This window comes from Jonquetella anthropi DSM 22815 (genome assembly GCF_000237805.1).
In the GTDB taxonomy this organism is placed as follows: domain Bacteria; phylum Synergistota; class Synergistia; order Synergistales; family Dethiosulfovibrionaceae; genus Jonquetella; species Jonquetella anthropi.
Genome location: NZ_CM001376.1, coordinates 1,023,110 through 1,039,711, shown reverse-complemented (window position 1 = coordinate 1,039,711; position 16,602 = coordinate 1,023,110). Strand labels below are relative to the sequence as shown.

Sequence of the window (16,602 nt, the reverse complement as noted above, 5' to 3'; positions counted from 1 at the left end):
CGTCGTCACCCTACTTGTACTGCGCCTTAATGCGCGGGTCGATGTAGGCGTACAGCAGGTCGACCAGCAGGTTGACCAAACAGAACGCCAGAGCGACGTACAGCACGCCGCCCTGAACCATCGGGTAGTCGCGCATCTTGATGGAATCGACCATCAGCCGGCCGACGCCGGGGACGGAGAACACCGACTCGGTGAGCACGGCGCCGCCCAGAAGCCCGCCGAACTGGAGCCCGGTAATGGTGACGATCGGGATCAAGGCGTTGGGCAGAGCGTGATGCCAGATAATGACCGACTCTTTCTGTCCCTTGGCGCGGGCGGTGCGGATGTAGTCCTGACGGATAACCTCCAGCATGGAGGACCGGGTCATTCGGGTAATCATCGAAATAGCCTGAGCGGACAGCGACACGGACGGCAGGATCATCGACTTAAACGTGTTGAACCCTGACGACGGCAGCCAGCGGAGCCGGACGGAGAAGAAGAGGATCAGCAGCAGGCCCAGCCAGAAAACGGGCATAGAAAGCCCCACCATGGCGAACACCATGGTGATCGTGTCGAAGATAGAGTACTGCTTGATCGCGGAGATAATTCCGCAGGGAATGCCGATAAGCACGGCGATGATCATGGAAAAAGCCGCCAGCTTCACGGTGGCGGGGAAAGCCGCGAGAATGGTATTGCTGACCGGGGTCTTGGTGACGTACGAAATCCCCAAGTCCTGCTTGACCGCAGCCTTGTAGAGATACCGTCCGAACTGAATCAAAAACGGATCGTCCAGGCCTTGTTTGGCGCGGAACACTTCGATAGCCGACTGCGGCGCTTGGTCTCCTAAAACGATGCGGGCCGGATCGCCCGGGGTGATGAACAGCAGCGAGAACACAATGAACGCCACGCCGACCATCACCGGAATCAGGGCAAAAATTCTGCGAAAGATATACCGGTACATTCACATCCCCCTCGTGTGACGGGTCAACCCCTCAGCTGAATCTTGGCCGCCAGTCTATGGACGGGCGGCAGGGGCTCTCAAAAAAGGAGCCCGCCGCTCGGTCTCCTCACAGCGGCGAGCTCCATCTGGGAACAATGTGGTTCTGCCTGAATCAGGAAGCGCTACTCTTCAAAGGTAACGCCGGTCAGTCTGGTGTAGCTGATCGGGCTGGGGAAGAAGTTCTTCACGTACTTCTGAGCGCCCTGGGCGTCCTCGGACAGGTGCAGGTAAACCCACGGAGCCTGTTTGTGAATCTCTTCCTGGGCCTTGTGGTACGTGGCCTGCCGCTCGTCGCCGCTGGGCAGCTGGCGGCCCTTCTCAAGCAGCTCGTCAAGAGTCGGATCGGAGAAGTACGTGTAGTTGGAAGGTCCCTTGGAAGCCAGAACGCCGTACACTGCCACGTCAGGATCGGGCACGGAGGCGGACCAGCCAAGGATGAACATGTCGTGCTTCTTTTCCGTCAGGCCGGAGAGGTAAGCGCCCCACTCCAGAACCTTGATGTCAACCTGGATGTCGACGGCCTTCAAGTAAGCCTGAATCATCTGGGCCATATCCTGCCGCTGCTGCAGCTCGTTGGTCCACAGCTCAATGTGCAGAGGCAGCTGAACTCCCGCTTCCTTCAGCAGCTCTTTCGCCTTCTCAACGTTCAGAGTGTACTGGGGCAGGTCAGTGGCCGAGTACAGGATCTCGGGGGAAATGGCGGATTTCGGAATAGAACCAACGCCGTGCCAAGCCGCATCGTGAATCGTCGGAACGTCAAGGGCGTACCAAATCGCCTGACGGACGCGGACGTCGTCCAAAGGCTTCTTGCTGCAGTTCATGCCCAAGTAAGTGATGGACGTGGTGTTGACCCGGTGAATCTCAAGGTCCGGGTTCTCTTCGACTCTCTGAATGTCCATCGGGCTGATCTGGTAGGCGATGTCAACGTCGCCGCTTTCAAGAGCGATGGTCCGGCTGTTGTCCTCGGAAATCGAGCGCATGACCAGCGTCTTATATGCCGGCTTGTCGCCCCAGTAGTCGTCGTTGCGCTCAAGGGTGATCCGATCGTTCTTCGCCCAAGAGACGAACTTGAACGCGCCGGTTCCGACCGGGTTCATGCCGTAACTGTCGCCAGCCGCCTCGACGGCCTTCTTGTTGACGATGCCGCCCCACATGTGGGTCAGGGTCATGACGAACGGCGTGTAGGGGTACTTGAGGTGGAACACAACCGTGTAGTCATCGATCTTCTCGACCGAGTCGATAGGATCGGTGTACTGCTTCATAGCGGCGCCCACGTCGGACTTCGCCCGGTTGACCGTGTAAACCACGTCGTCGGCAGTGAACGGCTCGCCATTGTGGAACTTGACGCCCTGACGAAGGTAGAACTTGAAGGTCTTGGGATCGATCTGCTCCCACTTTGTGGCCAGCTGAGGAACGAGCTTGTTGTCGTTGGTGATCGTCAGCAGGTTGTCATAGATGTGGATGCAGACACCCGCCGAGGCCACGTCGTTGGATGCCACCGGGTCAAGCGACTTGGCGTCGTAGATGTTCGCGACGGTCAGTGTATCGCCCTTTGCCCAAGCGGCGCCTGCGAAAAGGCACATGCCAGCCAGCAACGCAAAAAACTTTTTGGACATTCACAATACCTCCCTTGTCAAATAAACTCCGGCAAGCCAGAGCTGTCGGGTGTCCCCCTGTAGAACCCCCTGACGCGATCTATTATCCGATAAACAACTTACCCGTGCAAGATTACTCCGTGAGATTAAGATAAAAAAATGTCGTTTTTCGGTAACTGTTGAATTTCTCTGAGCTTGTCGGTCCCATTTTGTGGTAAAGTAACAAAGAACATCCGTTGACGTTAGACAGGAGGAGATAACAATGACAGTAAAAGTCGTTTCAGCGGCAGCTGCCGGTTCGGACGCAGTCCCAGTCCTTTTTTACCGTGGAGAGAAGGAGCCGCAGGCTCCTGCCGGCCTTCTTGAAATCGGCCGGGCCCTTCGTTCTCTGACCGGACTTGAGCCCGGAAAGGCCGGATGGCACCTTATTCCAACAGCGGATAAGAAAACGCCTAGGGTGATTTTAGCCGAGCTCCCGGCCGAAGGGTGTTTGGCGCGGGCCCTGCGGAACGGCTGCGCAAACCTGCAGCGGGAACTGGACGGTCGGGGAATCAAGGCCATCCGGCTCTACTTCCCCGAAGCCCTTGACGATCGGCTGACGCAGGCTGCCGCCGAAGGCATTCTTCTGGGCGACTACTGTTTTGACAAATATCGGACCGCCCGGCCCAAATACGCCGGACCGGAAGAAGTCTTCCTCGACGGAACCGAGATTGGGCTGAAGCGAGCGGGAGCGTTTGCCGGCGGCCAGATTCGTTCCAGAAGCTTGGCCAACGAGCCGGGCAACGTCATCGGGCCGGCCGAAATGGCCCACTGCGCGCAGGAAGTCGCCCGCGCCGGCGGACTGGAATGCACCGTGTACGACGAAGGGCAAATTCACGAAATGGGCATGGAAGCCCTGTTTGCCGTTGGCCGCGGCTCGGCCAAACGGCCTCGGTTCGTCCACATGGTCTACCGGCCTCAAGGCATCGAAAACCCCAAGCGAGTCGTCTTTGTCGGCAAGTCGGTCACCTTTGACAGCGGCGGGCTGAGCATCAAGACCCGAGACGGCATGATCACCATGAAAGGGGACAAAACTGGCGCGTGCAACGTGCTGGGCATCATGGAAGCCGTTGCAGCCCTTCGTCCTTCGCTGGAAGTTCACGGGATCTTTGGCGCGGTGGAGAACATGCCCGACGGCGACGCCTACCGGGTAGACGACATCATCCGAGCCAAAAACGGCAAGACCATTGAAGTGAAAAACACCGACGCCGAAGGCCGGCTGACGCTCGCCGACGCTCTGGCCTACGCCTGCGAGCTGAAGCCCGACGCCCTTATTGACATGGCCACGCTCACCGGCGCGATCGGAACGGCTCTGGGTGGCTACACGGCCGGGGCTCTGGGAGACGACGCCGCTCTGGCTCAAGCCATTATTGACGCGGGCAAGGCAGTCGGCGAACGGTTCCATTACTTCCCGTTGGACGACGACAAGCTCAAAGAGAAAATTTCTACGCCCTTCGCGGACGTGAAAAACTCTGCCGGCCCGGGCGGCGGCGCCATCACCGCCGGCATGTTCCTTCGGGAATTCGTCGTGCCGGGAACCAGCTGGATTCACTTGGACATCGCCAGCGTCGACTATTACGAAAGCGCGTTTGACTGCTACAGCGCCGGGGCCTCGTCGTTCGGCGTCCGCACCTGCCTGCAGTACCTGATGAACTTGGAAAAGTAAGGCCTGCCGGAAGCGGGAGGATAAGGGGAAGGAGAGGTTTCGCATGCCGCTAGTCGTTCGGGACTTGCTCGACATGTCCGAACTTGAGGGAATACGCCTGCTGGCAGGCGCAAGCGGGCTTGAACGCCCGGTCAGGAACGTCAACGTCATGGAAGCGCCGGACATCAGCCGCTGGCTTCACGGCGGTGAATTGGTGCTCACCTCTGCGTATCTCGCCAGAGAAAACCCGGAACAGCTGCTTTCGCTGGTGAACGACCTCAATGCCGCCGGAGCGGCTGCGCTCGGCGTCAAACTCGGCCGCTTCATCGGGCAGTTGCCGGAACAAGTCAAGGACACGGCAGACAAAATAGGGCTCGCCATACTGGAAATTCCCATTCAGCTGGCCTTTACCGACGTCATCACGCCGATTTTGAGCCGGATCATCAACGAACAGGCCGGTGATATTCGCTTTTCAGAAATGGTTCTTCGATCGTTTTCCGACTTATTGGTTGAAGGCGGCGGCATTGATCAGGTGCTTTACAACCTGCAGCTGTTCTCACGGGAGGACGTCGCGTTTTTCAGCCTTCCGTCCCGGGAGCGCTACTGCTCGGCGAAAAACGAGGCATTTCGGGAGGACGTCTTTGGGCTTGCCCTGAGGGAGCTGCAGGACAAATACCTGTGCCGAAAAATTCAGTCCGGCGACAACGTCTACGGCTATCTGTTTCTGAACTCCGCACCGGGAGAACAGAAGCAGGACAGACAGCTGCAGACGGCGGCTCAGCACGCCGCGACGGCTCTGATGCTGCTCGTTCAGCGGGATATCGCCAGCCGGGAAGTGGAATATCGCTACCGGAACGAATTTGTGCAGGACCTGATCTTAAACAACGTCAAACACGAACGGGATCTTACCCGGCGGGCCCACCGGTTCGGCTGGGATCTGTCCGGGTGGGTGCGGGCAATCGTCGTCCAGATTGACCCGGAAAAACGCCGGCCTGACGGCAGTGAAACGCCGTATGCTCAGCTTGAAGAGCGGCGTCAAATGGTCTCTTCCATTGCCGTCGAAGGCATACGGCGGGTTTACTCGAAAATGCCTTACAGCACCATGAGCGACGCGATCGTCTTCTTGGACTTCTCCCCCGAACCGCCGAGCCGGCATATTGGGCGCGAAGACCTTCTCAAAATTCAGGAGCAAATCGCCAAGCGAACCGAGGCCACAGTCACAATAGCCACAGGACGGTTCAAAGAGAGCGCCTTTCTCGCTCACGAAAGCTACACCGAAGCGAAAAAAGCCCTAGAAATTGTTCGCAGCCTCAAGTGCGGCAACCACATCATTGACTGGGACGAACTGGGCATTTTCTCCTTCATCGCGCCGATCTGCAACACGCCGGACGCGAAAAACTTCTGTGAAGAGCAGCTTCAGCCTCTGATTCAGCACGACAAAGAGCACAACAGCGACCTGCTCATCACGCTGGAAGCGGTCATCAAGAGCAATTGGCAGCTCAAACAGGCGGCTGATGACCTTTCGATTCACTACAACACGCTGCGGTATCGGTACGACAAAATCAGAGAGCTTCTCCGCGCCGACTTGAATGACAGCGACAAAAGGCTCTCGCTCGGGATAGCGTTCAAGATGTACCGAATGAACATATTTGATGAAAATCATAGGAAATAGCCGTAAAAAAATCCAAAAAACGCTACACTCATGGCCGCCTGACTGACAGGCGGCCATGTTTTTTGTCTCTAAAAGCTAAAAATATCGCGTTATTATTGTTATAAAAGTATCACGGCGGATTTTCCGAGGGCGTTTAGTGTTTATCAATCAAAAAATAGCTGTTATATGTTTTTTGATAATAATGACGGTGGCGGTTTAATCGGGTAACGTTGTGTCAGGAGACGCAAAAGAGGGCTATCGAGAGGGTAAGGAGGAGACTGGAGCATGCATCGATACATATTTAAACGGTTGTTTTCGATGGTGCCGGTATTGGTAGGCGTTGCCTTCGTGATTTTCACGATGCTGTATTTGACGCCAGGGGATCCGGCGAAATTGATTTTAGGTGAGCAGGCAAGTGAGGAGGCATTAACGCAGTTCAGAGCTGCTCAGGGACTGAATGATCCTTTTTTTGTTCAGTTTGGACGATACCTCTATAACGCTGTTTTCAATCAAGATATTGGTACTTCGTATATTACCAAGCATGCCGTTCTCGCAGACGTCCTTTCTGCATTTCCAAACACCTGCCTTCTGGCAGGGCTTGCAACCCTTTTTTCAGTGTTGATCGGAATTCCTTTAGGGATAGTATCGGCGATTAAGCAATATTCTTTTCTTGACTCGGTCGTGCTGGTGTTTGCTTTAATCGGTATCTCTATGCCCTCCTTTTGGCTGGGGCTGTTGTTGATTCTGTTTTTTTCAGTTCAACTGGGGTGGTTCCCTTCTTCCGGGTTCAGCACGTTTTCAGCGATGATATTGCCGTCGCTCTCACTGGCGTTTGGCTCTTTAGCAATTCTTACCCGAATGACCCGGTCCTCAATGTTGGAGGTTATCCGTCAGGACTACATTCGCACTGCTCGCGCCAAGGGACAGAAGGAGTCTCGCGTCATTTGGAGCCACGCGCTTCCAAATGCGTTGATTCCTATCATTACCGTTGCTGGCTTGCAGTTTGGCAACCTGCTGGGTGGTGCGCTTTTAACCGAATCAATTTTCTCCATACCTGGCGTCGGCCGGCTGATGGTCGATTCGATCAAGATGCGGGACTATCCGACAGTCCAAGGCGGGGTGCTGTTTATCGCATTTTCGGTTAGCTTAGTCAATTTATTGGTCGACTTGCTCTATGCGTACGTCGATCCGCGCATTAAGGCGCAGTACAAGTGAGGGGACCGAAAATGACTGACAGCGTGAAAAAAAAGAAAAACCTACGAGGATTTCGGGCAATTTGGCATCAGTTTTGTCATAACCCGTTGGCTGTTTTTGGGTTAGCTATTGTTATATTACTTTTTCTCACGGCCATATTTGCCGATAAGATCGCGCCATTCAAATTTTCTAAGCAGAACTTGATGATGGCATACACTGCGCCGTGCAAAGAGTTTTGGTTCGGCACCGATGAGTTTGGGCGAGACATATTCAGCAGAATAGTTTACGGCGCGAGAATTTCTCTTTTTGTTGGATTCATTGCAGTTGGAATTTCAACTGTAGCGGGCGGCCTTTTGGGAGCGCTTGCCGGCTACTACGGCGGAAAATTAGACAACATTATCATGCGAGGCATGGATATTCTTTTGTCAATTCCGCAGATGATGCTGGCGATTTCAATTGCAGCGTCGCTTGGGCCGGGACTGTTCAACTTGATGGTTGCCGTGGGTTTTGCTTCTATGCCGCATTACGCGCGAATTGTCCGAGGGGCCGTCCTGACGCTTCGAGGTCAGGAGTTCGTCGAGGCGGCGAGAGCTGTCGGCAGCTCAGACTGGCGAATCATTCTTAAGCACATTCTTCCCAATAGTATGGCCCCGTTGATTGTTCAAGCGACGATTGGCGTTGCCAGCGCAATTCTTTCTGCCGCCGGCCTGAGCTTCATCGGTCTGGGCATTCAGCCGCCCACGCCCGAGTGGGGCGCCATGCTTTCCGGCGGGCGAAGCTATATTCGCGACTACCCCTACATGACCTTGTTCCCCGGCTTGGCCATCATGATCACCATACTGGCGTTGAACTTCGTGGGCGACGGTCTGCGCGACGCGCTTGACCCGAAGCTGAAACGATAAGGAGGCGGAGCCATGACTGAACAGACTCTTAAGAACGACGCTGCCCCGCTTCTTGACATTCGTGACCTGACCATTCACTACATCACCGAGTCCGGCGACGTCCACGCCGTCGAGGGGCTGAACCTGCAGCTCGGCCACGGCGAGACTCTGGGATTCGTCGGCGAGACCGGCGCGGGCAAAACGACCACCGCGCTCGGCATCATGCGCCTGCTTCCCACTCCCCCCTCCAAGATCCAGTCCGGAGAGATCTACTTCGAAGGCGAAGACCTGCTGAAAAAGAGCGAGCACCAGATGCGCGAGATCCGCGGCGACAAAATCGCCATGATCTTCCAGGACCCGATGACCAGCCTCAACCCGGTTATTCCCGTCGCCGAGCAGATCGCCGAAATGATCGAACTGCATCAGAACTTGAGCAAAAAAGAGGCGCTCGAGAAAGCCGGCGACATGCTGGAACTGGTGGGAATCCGCCGCGAACGCTGCGGCGACTACCCGCACCAGTTCTCCGGCGGAATGAAACAGCGGGTCGTCATCGCCATCGCCTTGGCGTGCAACCCGGCGCTGCTTATCGCCGACGAACCCACCACCGCCTTGGACGTCACCATTCAGGCTCAGGTGCTGGAACTGATGAAACAGCTGCGGGTCAAGTTCAACACGTCGGTCATCCTCATCACCCACGACCTCGGCATCGTGGCAGAAATGTGCGACAAAGTCGCCATCATGTACGCCGGCCGGGTCGTCGAGTACTCGGACACCCTCTCGCTCTACACCAAGCCGCGGCACCCGTACACCGAAGGGCTCTTCAACTCCATCCCCGACTTGGACGAAGACCAGGACGAACTCAAAGTCATTCACGGACTCATGCCCGACCCGACTGACCTTCCGCCCGGCTGCCCGTTCCATCCCCGGTGCCCCTACGCCGTCGACCAATGCACCAAAATTGAGCCTCAGATGGTAGAAGTCGCTCCGGGCCACTACGCCGCCTGCCCGATTCTCAATCCCACAGCAGGCGTGAAGGGAGAGTGACGGCCATGACGGAAATCATGAAAGAACCAGCAGCCGCTCCCCATACCCCCATGGTGGAAGTCAACCACCTGAAAAAGTACTTCAAGACCAAACGAGGCCTGCTTCACGCCGTAGACGACGTCAGCTTCAGCATCGAACGGGGCGAAACGCTCGGCCTCGTTGGCGAATCGGGCTGCGGCAAAAGCACCCTCGGGCGCACCATGATCCGGCTGCTGGACGCCACGTCCGGAGAAGTCAAATTCGACGGCCGCGACATCCTCAAGTTCAGCAAATCAGAAATGAAAGAAATGCGGAAGAAAGTCCAGATCGTCTTCCAAGACCCGTACTCGTGCCTCAACCCGCGGCTCAGCGTCGCCGACCTCATCGCTGAACCGCTCATCGTCAACAAAGTGTACAGCAGCAAAAAAGCCATGAACGACAGGATCTTGGAGCTCATGGACACCGTCGGGCTTGCCCGCCGTTTGATCGGCACCTACCCGCACGAACTGGATGGAGGCCGCCGGCAGAGAATCGGCATCGCGCGGAGCTTAGCGCTCAACCCGGACTTCATCGTCCTTGACGAACCGGTATCGGCGCTGGACGTATGCATACAGGCGCAGGTACTGAACCTGCTGTGCCAGCTACAGCGCGACAACGGGTACACGTACGTCTTCATCTCCCACGACCTGAGCGTGGTTAAACACCTGAGCGACCGGATAGCGGTCATGTACCTGGGGTCCATGGTGGAGCTCACCGGGGACAAAGAAATCTTCAAGAACCCGCTGCACCCGTACACCCAAGCGCTGCTGTCGGCCATTCCAATTCCGAAAGTTGGAGTGAAGCGGGAGCGAATCCTGTTGGAAGGTGACGTTCCGAGCCCGGTGAACCCGCCGGCGGGCTGCCGGTTTGCCGGCCGGTGCCGATTCCGGAAGGACATCTGCACGGCTCAGACGCCTGAGCTGAAAGAGGTCGCTCCTAATCACTTCGTCGCCTGCCATTTAGTGAAATCGGCTGAATAAGAGGGAACAAGGATTTAGTGGAACGTGTGGCGTCAATTTATTTCTAAAACTGGGTCAGGGGGGGAGAGATATCAAAGTCAGGCTATAAGCGGAACTAAAAAATAAATAAAACGTTGTTGCCGGAAAAATTTGAACTACGGAGTCCTAAATTTTTAAAAGGTAATCTTTTAAATCACGAGGGAGGCGAAGTTCAGATGAAAAGACGCGGTATTTCTCTGTTAGTTGCGGCATGTCTTGCCTGCGGAGCCGTTGGTACAGGAATGGCTCATGATATGCCTGACACGTTAATCGTCGCGAATTCTGCAGATATTAAGACCTTGAATCCGATGTACACCGGTGACACTGTCAGCGCACAAGTCTTCCTGAGCATCTATGATCATCTGCTGTGGCAGGATCTAGAAGGCAACCTTATCCCTCGTTTGGCAGAGAGCTGGGAGACTCCAGATCCTTTGACGTACATTCTGCATCTTCGCCGTGGCGTGAAGTTCCATAACGGAGACCCGTTTACCGCAGAGGACGCTAAGCTTACTATCGACCGCGGACGGACGACGATTGCTGCGACGGGGGCCAACGTCCTGTTAAAGGATATTAAGGAAGTTGAAATTAAGGAAGACTATACGATTGTGATTCATATGAGTCAGCCCTACACGCCTCTTTTGTACGCTTTCACAGAAGTCTGGGGCAGCGTTATGGACAAGAAAGCGATGGAGAAACTGGGCGACAAATATTTTGAGCACCCAATCGGCACGGGACCGTTCAAATTTGTTAGTTGGACTAAAGGGGATAGGGTTGTCCTAGAGCGCAACGATGATTATTGGGGTGATAAAGCAGAGTTTAAAAACCTCATCATTCGTGCCATTCCTGAGACTTCGGTCCGAACGATTGAGTTGGAAAGTGGTTCGGTTGATATGATTTACAAAGTAAATGTTCACGATATTAACCGAATCGCCGAAAACCCGAAACTTCAGGTGCTCCGTCGTCCCGAACTCCGTTCCGACTACTATATTTTGAACTGTTCAAGGCCCCCGTTTAACGACGTACGTGTGCGACAAGCCTTTGCGAAAGCCTTGGACATTGTAGGAATTCAAAAAGCAGTTTTCCGAGGCGTAGGGCGCGCAGCTCGTGGCCCGCTGCCGTTGGGAATGAGGTACTTCGACGATACGCTGCCTATGCCTGTGCAGGATGTTGAGGGAGCGCGGGCTCTTTTGAAAGAAGCCGGCGTGGGGCAACTGAATATCACTATTCGCGTTAATGAGTCGAAGGAACGAATCGACGCGGCGACAATTGCCCAAGCTCAGCTGGCTGAAGTGGGAATTAACGCCGAGATTCAAGTTTTAGAGTACGGAGCACTGCTTGATATTCTCGATAGGGGAGATTTTGATGTCTCGCTCCTAGGGTGGGGAAATAACCTTCCAGATCCTGAATATGCAATGTCCCGGCTCTATCACACGCGCGGAATCGTGGGCCCGCTACAGCGATCCGAAAATGGACGAGTTGCTGGATAAGGGAACGTTGCTGCCTGACGGCGACGAGCGTGCGGCGTTATATAAAGAGGTGCAGCGTTATTTCCTAGGACAGGTCCCTGTGATCTATTGGTCAGAAGGCGAGCAGGTAATAGCTATTAGCAAACGGATCAGTGAATTCCCGCTGCATCGTCGAGGTATTTACGAATTCAACAAAGTGAAACTGGCGAAGTAGGAAGATATGTAGACGTGCTCTGACAAGGTAAATGTTCGTGAGGTTTTCATAACGGAAATCTTTATTTTGTGTTCCAAATAATTTAAGGAGGGAAATATATTGATCAAGAAATTAATGTTATCAGTTGCATTAGCGGCTTTTCTTGCGCCTGCGGCGTTTGCTCACAACGAGCCAGACACGCTAATCGTTGCGAACAGCACGGACATTAAAACTCTCGATCCTATGCTCACCGGAGATGCAGGAAGTGCCCAAACGTTCCTTTGCATTTATGACCACTTGCTGTGGCAGGATCTTGAAGGAAATTTAGTGCCGCGTCTTGCTGAAAGTTGGGAAACGCCGGATCCTTTGACGTATATTTTGCACCTTCGGAAGGGCGTTTGGTTCCATAACGGAGAGCCTTTTACCGCTGAAGATGCAAAGTACACGATCGATCGCGGGCGGACGACGGTTACAGCAACTGGGGCAAACGTTTTGCTTAATGACATTAAAGACGTTGAAATAAAAGATGACTATACCATCGTCATTCATATGAAAAAGCCTTTTACCCCGTTGCTTTATGCTTTTACTGAAGTTTGGGGCAGTGTCGTGAACAAAAAGACGATGGAGGCGCTTGGGGACAAGTATGTAGAACATCCGGTGGGCACAGGCCCCTTTAAGTTTGTCAGCTGGAGGAAGGGCGACAGAGTCGTTCTTGAACGGAACGATGACTATTGGGGCGATAAAGCTGATTTTAAAACGTTAATCATCAGAGCCGTGCCAGAATCTTCGGTCAGAACAATCGAGCTTGAGAGCGGCAGCGTCGACATGATCTTTAAAGTAAACGTCAACGACATCAACAGAATTGCCGACAACCCCAATTTGAAGCTGCTGCGCCGCAAAGATCTTCGCGAGGATTTCTTTGTCCTTAACTGCTCGAAGCCGCCGTTCAATGATGTGAGAGTTCGGCAGGCCTTCAGCAAAGCTCTTGACGTTGCCGGCATTCAAAAAGCCGTTTATCGCGGCGTTGGGTATGCTCCCAAAGGTCCGTTGCCCCAAGGTATGGTTTACTATGACGATACTTTGCCTGAACACGATTATGATGTTGAAGGAGCAGAGGCTCTCTTAAAGGAAGCTGGAGTCAAAGATCTTCACGTCACGATTAAAGTCAACGAATCAAAAGAGCGCGTCGATGCGGCAACAATCGCTCAGGCGATGTTAGGTGAGGTCGGTATCACCGCTGATATCCAAGTGCTTGAATACGGCGCGCTGCTGGACTGTTTAACAAGAGGCGACTTCGAAATTTCAATGAGCGGCTGGGGAAACAACCTCCCGGATCCGGAGTTCGCTCTTGGCAGACTGTATCACAGCCGCGGCATCGGTGCGACGAACGATGCTCGATTTAATGATCCAAAGTTTGACGAACTGCTTGATAAAGGAGCCTCGACGCCTGAAGGGCCGGAGCGGGCAGAGGTATACAAGGAAGTGCAGCGCTATTTCTTGGATAAAGTGCCGGCACTTTATTGGTACGGTGGGGAGCAGGTCACGGGTATCAGTCGGCGTATAGCCGAATTCCCGCTGCATCGTCGCGGGATTTATGAGTTTAACAAGGTAAAACTGGCAAAATAACAAACGATTCGGATTAAACAACAGGAGCAGGGGGGTGCTGTCATCTCCCTGCACTGTTGTTGAAAGAGGAGTGTTGTCTAGTGATATGCAATGACAAACAAAAAGCAGAAAAGCAACACGTCGATTTCATCTTAAGCGGAGGCACAGTCGTCACAATGGACACATCGCGTCGGATTATTTGTGACGGGGCTGTGGCGATACTCGGGGAAAAAATCATAGGCGTTGGATCAAAACAAGAAATTGAAGGCCATTATGTCTGTGACAACATCATAAACTGCACTCATAAAATCATTATGCCCGGTTTAGTTGACGCTCACGGGCACGCAGGGCATGCGTTGTTTAAAGGAATTGGCTCAGATACTCCCAGCTTATGGATGGATATTGCCACACCGACATATCACCATTTCACAACCGATGAATACTGGCTGAAAGAAAGCCGAGTCGCGGCGCTGGAACGCCTTAGAATGGGTGTTACCTGCGGCGTCTCTGTAATAAGTTCAGCCCAGAGAAGCGACGATCCTGTATTTGCCGGCAACTGCGTTCAAGGATATGCCGAAGTTGGAATTCGGAACATAGTGGCTGTTGGGCCTTCCAATCCTCCGTTCCCTCGAAAATTTAGCCGGATTGTTAACGGGAAGAGGATAGAAAAGGAATATACCTTTGATGAATTAATGGCCGGAGCTGAGGCAGCTATTGACCAGTGGAACCATAGCGCTAACGATCGAATTCGCGTTTTTATCGCGCCCTTTGTCCTTTTGACGTCGATTTTCGGCTCAGGTTCTTCGGCAGCTGATGTGGCGGTGAAACTGACGGACCATGACCGCTACATGATGAAAAGAGTGCGTCAGGTTGCGGCGAAGTACAAAACGAGAATTCACACAGAAGCTTTTGGCGGCATGATTCGACTTGCTTCACAGTGCGATGACGCGCTTCTCGGGCCGGACGTCCATTTACAGCATTGCACAGGTATTTCTTTTGAAGAGGCAATGATTCTCGCAAAGACAAAAACAAATGTCACAAGCACTCCGGGGGTGGGACAGAGCAGTGGGCGCTGTCCAATTCCAGAGCTCATTGAGTTGGGCTGCAATGTCGCTGTTACAACTGATGGTAATTCTCCGCGCACTTCTTTTGATCTTTTCCGTGCGGCCCATAAGACCCAGTTAATACAGCGAATGCTTTTACATGATGAATGTGTATTGCCGACGGGGAAATTGCTCGAAATGATCACAATTGACGCTGCAAAGGCTGTTGGCTGGGATGACGAAATAGGGTCTCTTGAGCTCGGCAAAAAAGCTGACGTTATTATCGTTGACGCTTTTCAGCCTCATCTCATGCCAGAACTGCTGCCCGTTCACAGACTCATCCAACGGGCAGTCGGTCAGGATGTCGAAACGGTTTTTGTCGATGGCAAGCCTGTCATGCTGAATCGAAAAGTATTGACGGTGGACGAAAAGAGCATGTTGCTTGACGGTCATCGTGAAATTATGGAAACGATTAAGAGAGCGGGCTTAGAAAAGCATTTGAACCTTGCGGAGACATTTTGGGGGCATTCAGAGGGATGGCTTGACGAAAATAGGGTCGATTTTAGTCAGTTAATCAGTCGTCCTTAAGAGTAATAAGGCCAGTTGGACAAAGGAAGCGAAGGGAGTTCAAGGCAGATGAAAACAAGGATAAAAGCTCGTTACGTTATCGGTTTTGACGGCCATGGGCACCGAATAATTGAAAACGGCCAAGTCGTATATGAAGGGCAGAACATACTGTACGTCGGCGCAAAAGAGTTCCCCGGAACGGTAGACCGAGAAATTGACTGCGGCTGTTCTCTCGTCAGCCCCGGCCTTATCGATTTGGACGCTCTGGGGGATATTGACCACGGTCTCTATCATTGGGAAGTCCCTTCACAGAAAAATGCATCTCTGATGTGGTCTAAGAAGTACTGGGATCAAGGGCCTAGAGAGTTTATGACCCCGGAGGAAGAGGCTTTTAAATCTCTGTACGCCTACGCGGCTCTCGTTCGTGCCGGGATCACCACCGCCATGCCGATTACATCGGTGCTGTACAAGGCATGCGCTGAAACCTACGAGGAAATTGAAGCGGCCGCTTATAATGCCCGAGACGTAGGTCTGCGGGTATACCTCGGCCCCAGCTATCAGTCAGGGAACCGTGTCGTTGCATCCGACGGGACGACTTCCGTGCTGTACGACGAAGAGGCCGGGAAAAAAGGACTGGAACGGGCGATCCGTTTTGCTAACGTCTACGGCGGTTGGGCTGACGGCTTGATCAATGCGGTAATGGTGCCGGAGCGTATTGAGACACAGACGATTGATAATTTGGTGCGGAGCAAGGCGGCGGCGCGGGAGATCGGCTGCCCGATGAGGCTGCATGCGGCACAAGGCTCATTTGAGTATAACTGGATTGTTTCGCACCACAGCAAGACGCCTCTTCAGCTGCTCGATTCGCTGGGGATTCTCGACGATAGGACGCTCATTCCTCACGGGCTGTTCGTGCAGGGGTTCAGCGAGCTGTCCAATCCGCTGCCCGGCGACGACTTAGCCCTTTTGGCGGAAAGGAAAACGACGGTGATCCATTGTCCTCTTGTTTACGCCAGAGGAGGCACGGCGCTGGAGTCGTTTGGCCGGTACCGGAGAGCGGGCGTCAACATGGCCATGGGAACTGACACGTTCCCGTGTGACTTGCTACTCAACATAAGTGTAGGCAGCATGATGGCCCGGCGAGTCGACAAGTCCCCGGAGGGCAACCGGGTGGCCGATTTCTTCGAGACGGCGACGCTCGGCGGAGCCCGCGCGCTTGGCCGGGACGATTTGGGCCGTTTGGCGGCGGGGGCTAAGGCGGATATTGTGGTCTTTGACCTGTCCGGACGGCATATCGGGCCGATTGACGATCCTCTCCGGACGCTTGTGAACAGCGGATCCGGCAGAGACTTAAAACTGTCCGTGATCAACGGCCGAGTCGTATTTGAAAATGGCCGCGTTCTGGGCATTGACGAGTCTCGCTTGGACGAGCGGGCTCAGCAGTATTACGATCGGATGAAGGCGAGCGTCGCCGAGCGGGACTTCAGGGGACAGTCGCTTGATGAGTTGTTCGCGCCGTCGTTCCCGGCGTGGAAGTAACGTTTTCCTTTAGGAATGGCGATAGGTAACAAATAGGGTCCTGCTCTGGCGCTTTTTGGCTCTAAGTTATAAAAATATTTATATTTATGGGTAATTAAACATAAAGCGCTAAGCAGAGAAAAATGTCACAATAATTGGCGAGATG

General features: G+C 53.8%; 13 protein-coding genes. 11 read left to right on the top strand and 2 right to left on the bottom strand.

Annotation, left to right across the window (positions count from 1 at the left end):
• Positions 1-10: 10 nt before the first annotated feature.
• On the bottom strand, positions 11-940 hold the full coding sequence (gene nikB / locus JONANDRAFT_RS04770; RefSeq protein ID WP_008521396.1) for a nickel ABC transporter permease: 930 nt from the start codon (positions 938-940) through the stop codon (positions 11-13).
• A 161-nt stretch (positions 941-1,101) separates the two neighbouring features.
• On the bottom strand, positions 1,102-2,595 hold the full coding sequence (locus tag JONANDRAFT_RS04765; RefSeq protein ID WP_008522997.1) for an ABC transporter substrate-binding protein: 1,494 nt from the start codon (positions 2,593-2,595) through the stop codon (positions 1,102-1,104).
• 241 nt (positions 2,596-2,836) lie between these two features.
• On the opposite strand from JONANDRAFT_RS04765, the gene JONANDRAFT_RS04760 reads away from it, so the two are divergent.
• The 11 genes from JONANDRAFT_RS04760 (at position 2,837) to JONANDRAFT_RS04710 (ending at position 16,457) form a co-directional block, all read left to right on the top strand.
• The gene (locus tag JONANDRAFT_RS04760) at positions 2,837-4,279 is read left to right on the top strand and encodes a leucyl aminopeptidase family protein (RefSeq protein WP_008521392.1); all 1,443 of its coding nucleotides are present in this window, start codon (positions 2,837-2,839) and stop codon (positions 4,277-4,279) included.
• A gap of 43 nt (positions 4,280-4,322) precedes the next feature.
• Complete coding sequence (locus JONANDRAFT_RS04755) at positions 4,323-5,930, top strand: PucR family transcriptional regulator (protein WP_008522996.1); 1,608 nt, start codon at positions 4,323-4,325, stop codon at positions 5,928-5,930.
• 264 nt (positions 5,931-6,194) lie between these two features.
• Positions 6,195-7,124: a nickel ABC transporter permease gene (gene nikB / locus JONANDRAFT_RS04750; protein WP_008521390.1), complete on the top strand. Its 930-nt coding sequence runs from the start codon at positions 6,195-6,197 to the stop codon at positions 7,122-7,124.
• Positions 7,125-7,135: 11 nt separating this feature from the next.
• Positions 7,136-8,005 (top strand): ABC transporter permease, encoded by an 870-nt coding sequence (locus JONANDRAFT_RS04745; protein ID WP_008522995.1) that lies wholly within the window; start codon positions 7,136-7,138, stop codon positions 8,003-8,005.
• A gap of 12 nt (positions 8,006-8,017) precedes the next feature.
• Positions 8,018-9,028, top strand: coding sequence for an ABC transporter ATP-binding protein (locus JONANDRAFT_RS04740; protein WP_008522994.1), 1,011 nt, complete (start codon positions 8,018-8,020; stop codon positions 9,026-9,028).
• A 5-nt stretch (positions 9,029-9,033) separates the two neighbouring features.
• Complete coding sequence (locus JONANDRAFT_RS04735; protein WP_008521387.1) at positions 9,034-10,026, top strand: ABC transporter ATP-binding protein; 993 nt, start codon at positions 9,034-9,036, stop codon at positions 10,024-10,026.
• Positions 10,027-10,139: 113 nt separating this feature from the next.
• Entirely contained in the window at positions 10,140-11,531 is a 1,392-nt protein-coding gene (locus JONANDRAFT_RS04730; RefSeq protein WP_233417389.1) for an ABC transporter substrate-binding protein, read from the top strand.
• A complete protein-coding gene (locus JONANDRAFT_RS08385; RefSeq protein ID WP_008521385.1) occupies positions 11,512-11,724 on the top strand; it encodes an oligopeptide-binding protein oppA in 213 nt (70 codons plus the stop codon). Before JONANDRAFT_RS04730 ends, JONANDRAFT_RS08385 begins: the two co-directional genes overlap by 20 nt.
• A gap of 99 nt (positions 11,725-11,823) precedes the next feature.
• Complete coding sequence (locus JONANDRAFT_RS04720; RefSeq protein WP_008522992.1) at positions 11,824-13,329, top strand: ABC transporter substrate-binding protein; 1,506 nt, start codon at positions 11,824-11,826, stop codon at positions 13,327-13,329.
• Positions 13,330-13,409: 80 nt separating this feature from the next.
• Positions 13,410-14,939, top strand: coding sequence for an amidohydrolase family protein (locus JONANDRAFT_RS04715; RefSeq protein WP_008522990.1), 1,530 nt, complete (start codon positions 13,410-13,412; stop codon positions 14,937-14,939).
• A gap of 48 nt (positions 14,940-14,987) precedes the next feature.
• Complete coding sequence (locus JONANDRAFT_RS04710) at positions 14,988-16,457, top strand: chlorohydrolase family protein (RefSeq protein WP_008522988.1); 1,470 nt, start codon at positions 14,988-14,990, stop codon at positions 16,455-16,457.
• Positions 16,458-16,602 lie beyond the last annotated feature (145 nt).

What these genes read in the sequence shown, in the direction of transcription:
- nikB (WP_008521390.1), top strand. Translation starts at nt 6,195, where the DNA reads ATGCATCGATACATATTTAAACGGTTGTTTTCGATGGTGCCGGTATTG.
- JONANDRAFT_RS04735 (WP_008521387.1), top strand. Translation starts at nt 9,034, where the DNA reads ATGACGGAAATCATGAAAGAACCAGCAGCCGCTCCCCATACCCCCATG.
- JONANDRAFT_RS08385 (WP_008521385.1), top strand. Translation starts at nt 11,512, where the DNA reads ATGGACGAGTTGCTGGATAAGGGAACGTTGCTGCCTGACGGCGACGAG.
- JONANDRAFT_RS04740 (WP_008522994.1), top strand. Translation starts at nt 8,018, where the DNA reads ATGACTGAACAGACTCTTAAGAACGACGCTGCCCCGCTTCTTGACATT.
- JONANDRAFT_RS04710 (WP_008522988.1), top strand. Translation starts at nt 14,988, where the DNA reads ATGAAAACAAGGATAAAAGCTCGTTACGTTATCGGTTTTGACGGCCAT.
- JONANDRAFT_RS04745 (WP_008522995.1), top strand. Translation starts at nt 7,136, where the DNA reads ATGACTGACAGCGTGAAAAAAAAGAAAAACCTACGAGGATTTCGGGCA.
- JONANDRAFT_RS04765 (WP_008522997.1), bottom strand. Translation starts at nt 2,595, where the DNA reads ATGTCCAAAAAGTTTTTTGCGTTGCTGGCTGGCATGTGCCTTTTCGCA.
- nikB (WP_008521396.1), bottom strand. Translation starts at nt 940, where the DNA reads ATGTACCGGTATATCTTTCGCAGAATTTTTGCCCTGATTCCGGTGATG.
- JONANDRAFT_RS04760 (WP_008521392.1), top strand. Translation starts at nt 2,837, where the DNA reads ATGACAGTAAAAGTCGTTTCAGCGGCAGCTGCCGGTTCGGACGCAGTC.
- JONANDRAFT_RS04755 (WP_008522996.1), top strand. Translation starts at nt 4,323, where the DNA reads ATGCCGCTAGTCGTTCGGGACTTGCTCGACATGTCCGAACTTGAGGGA.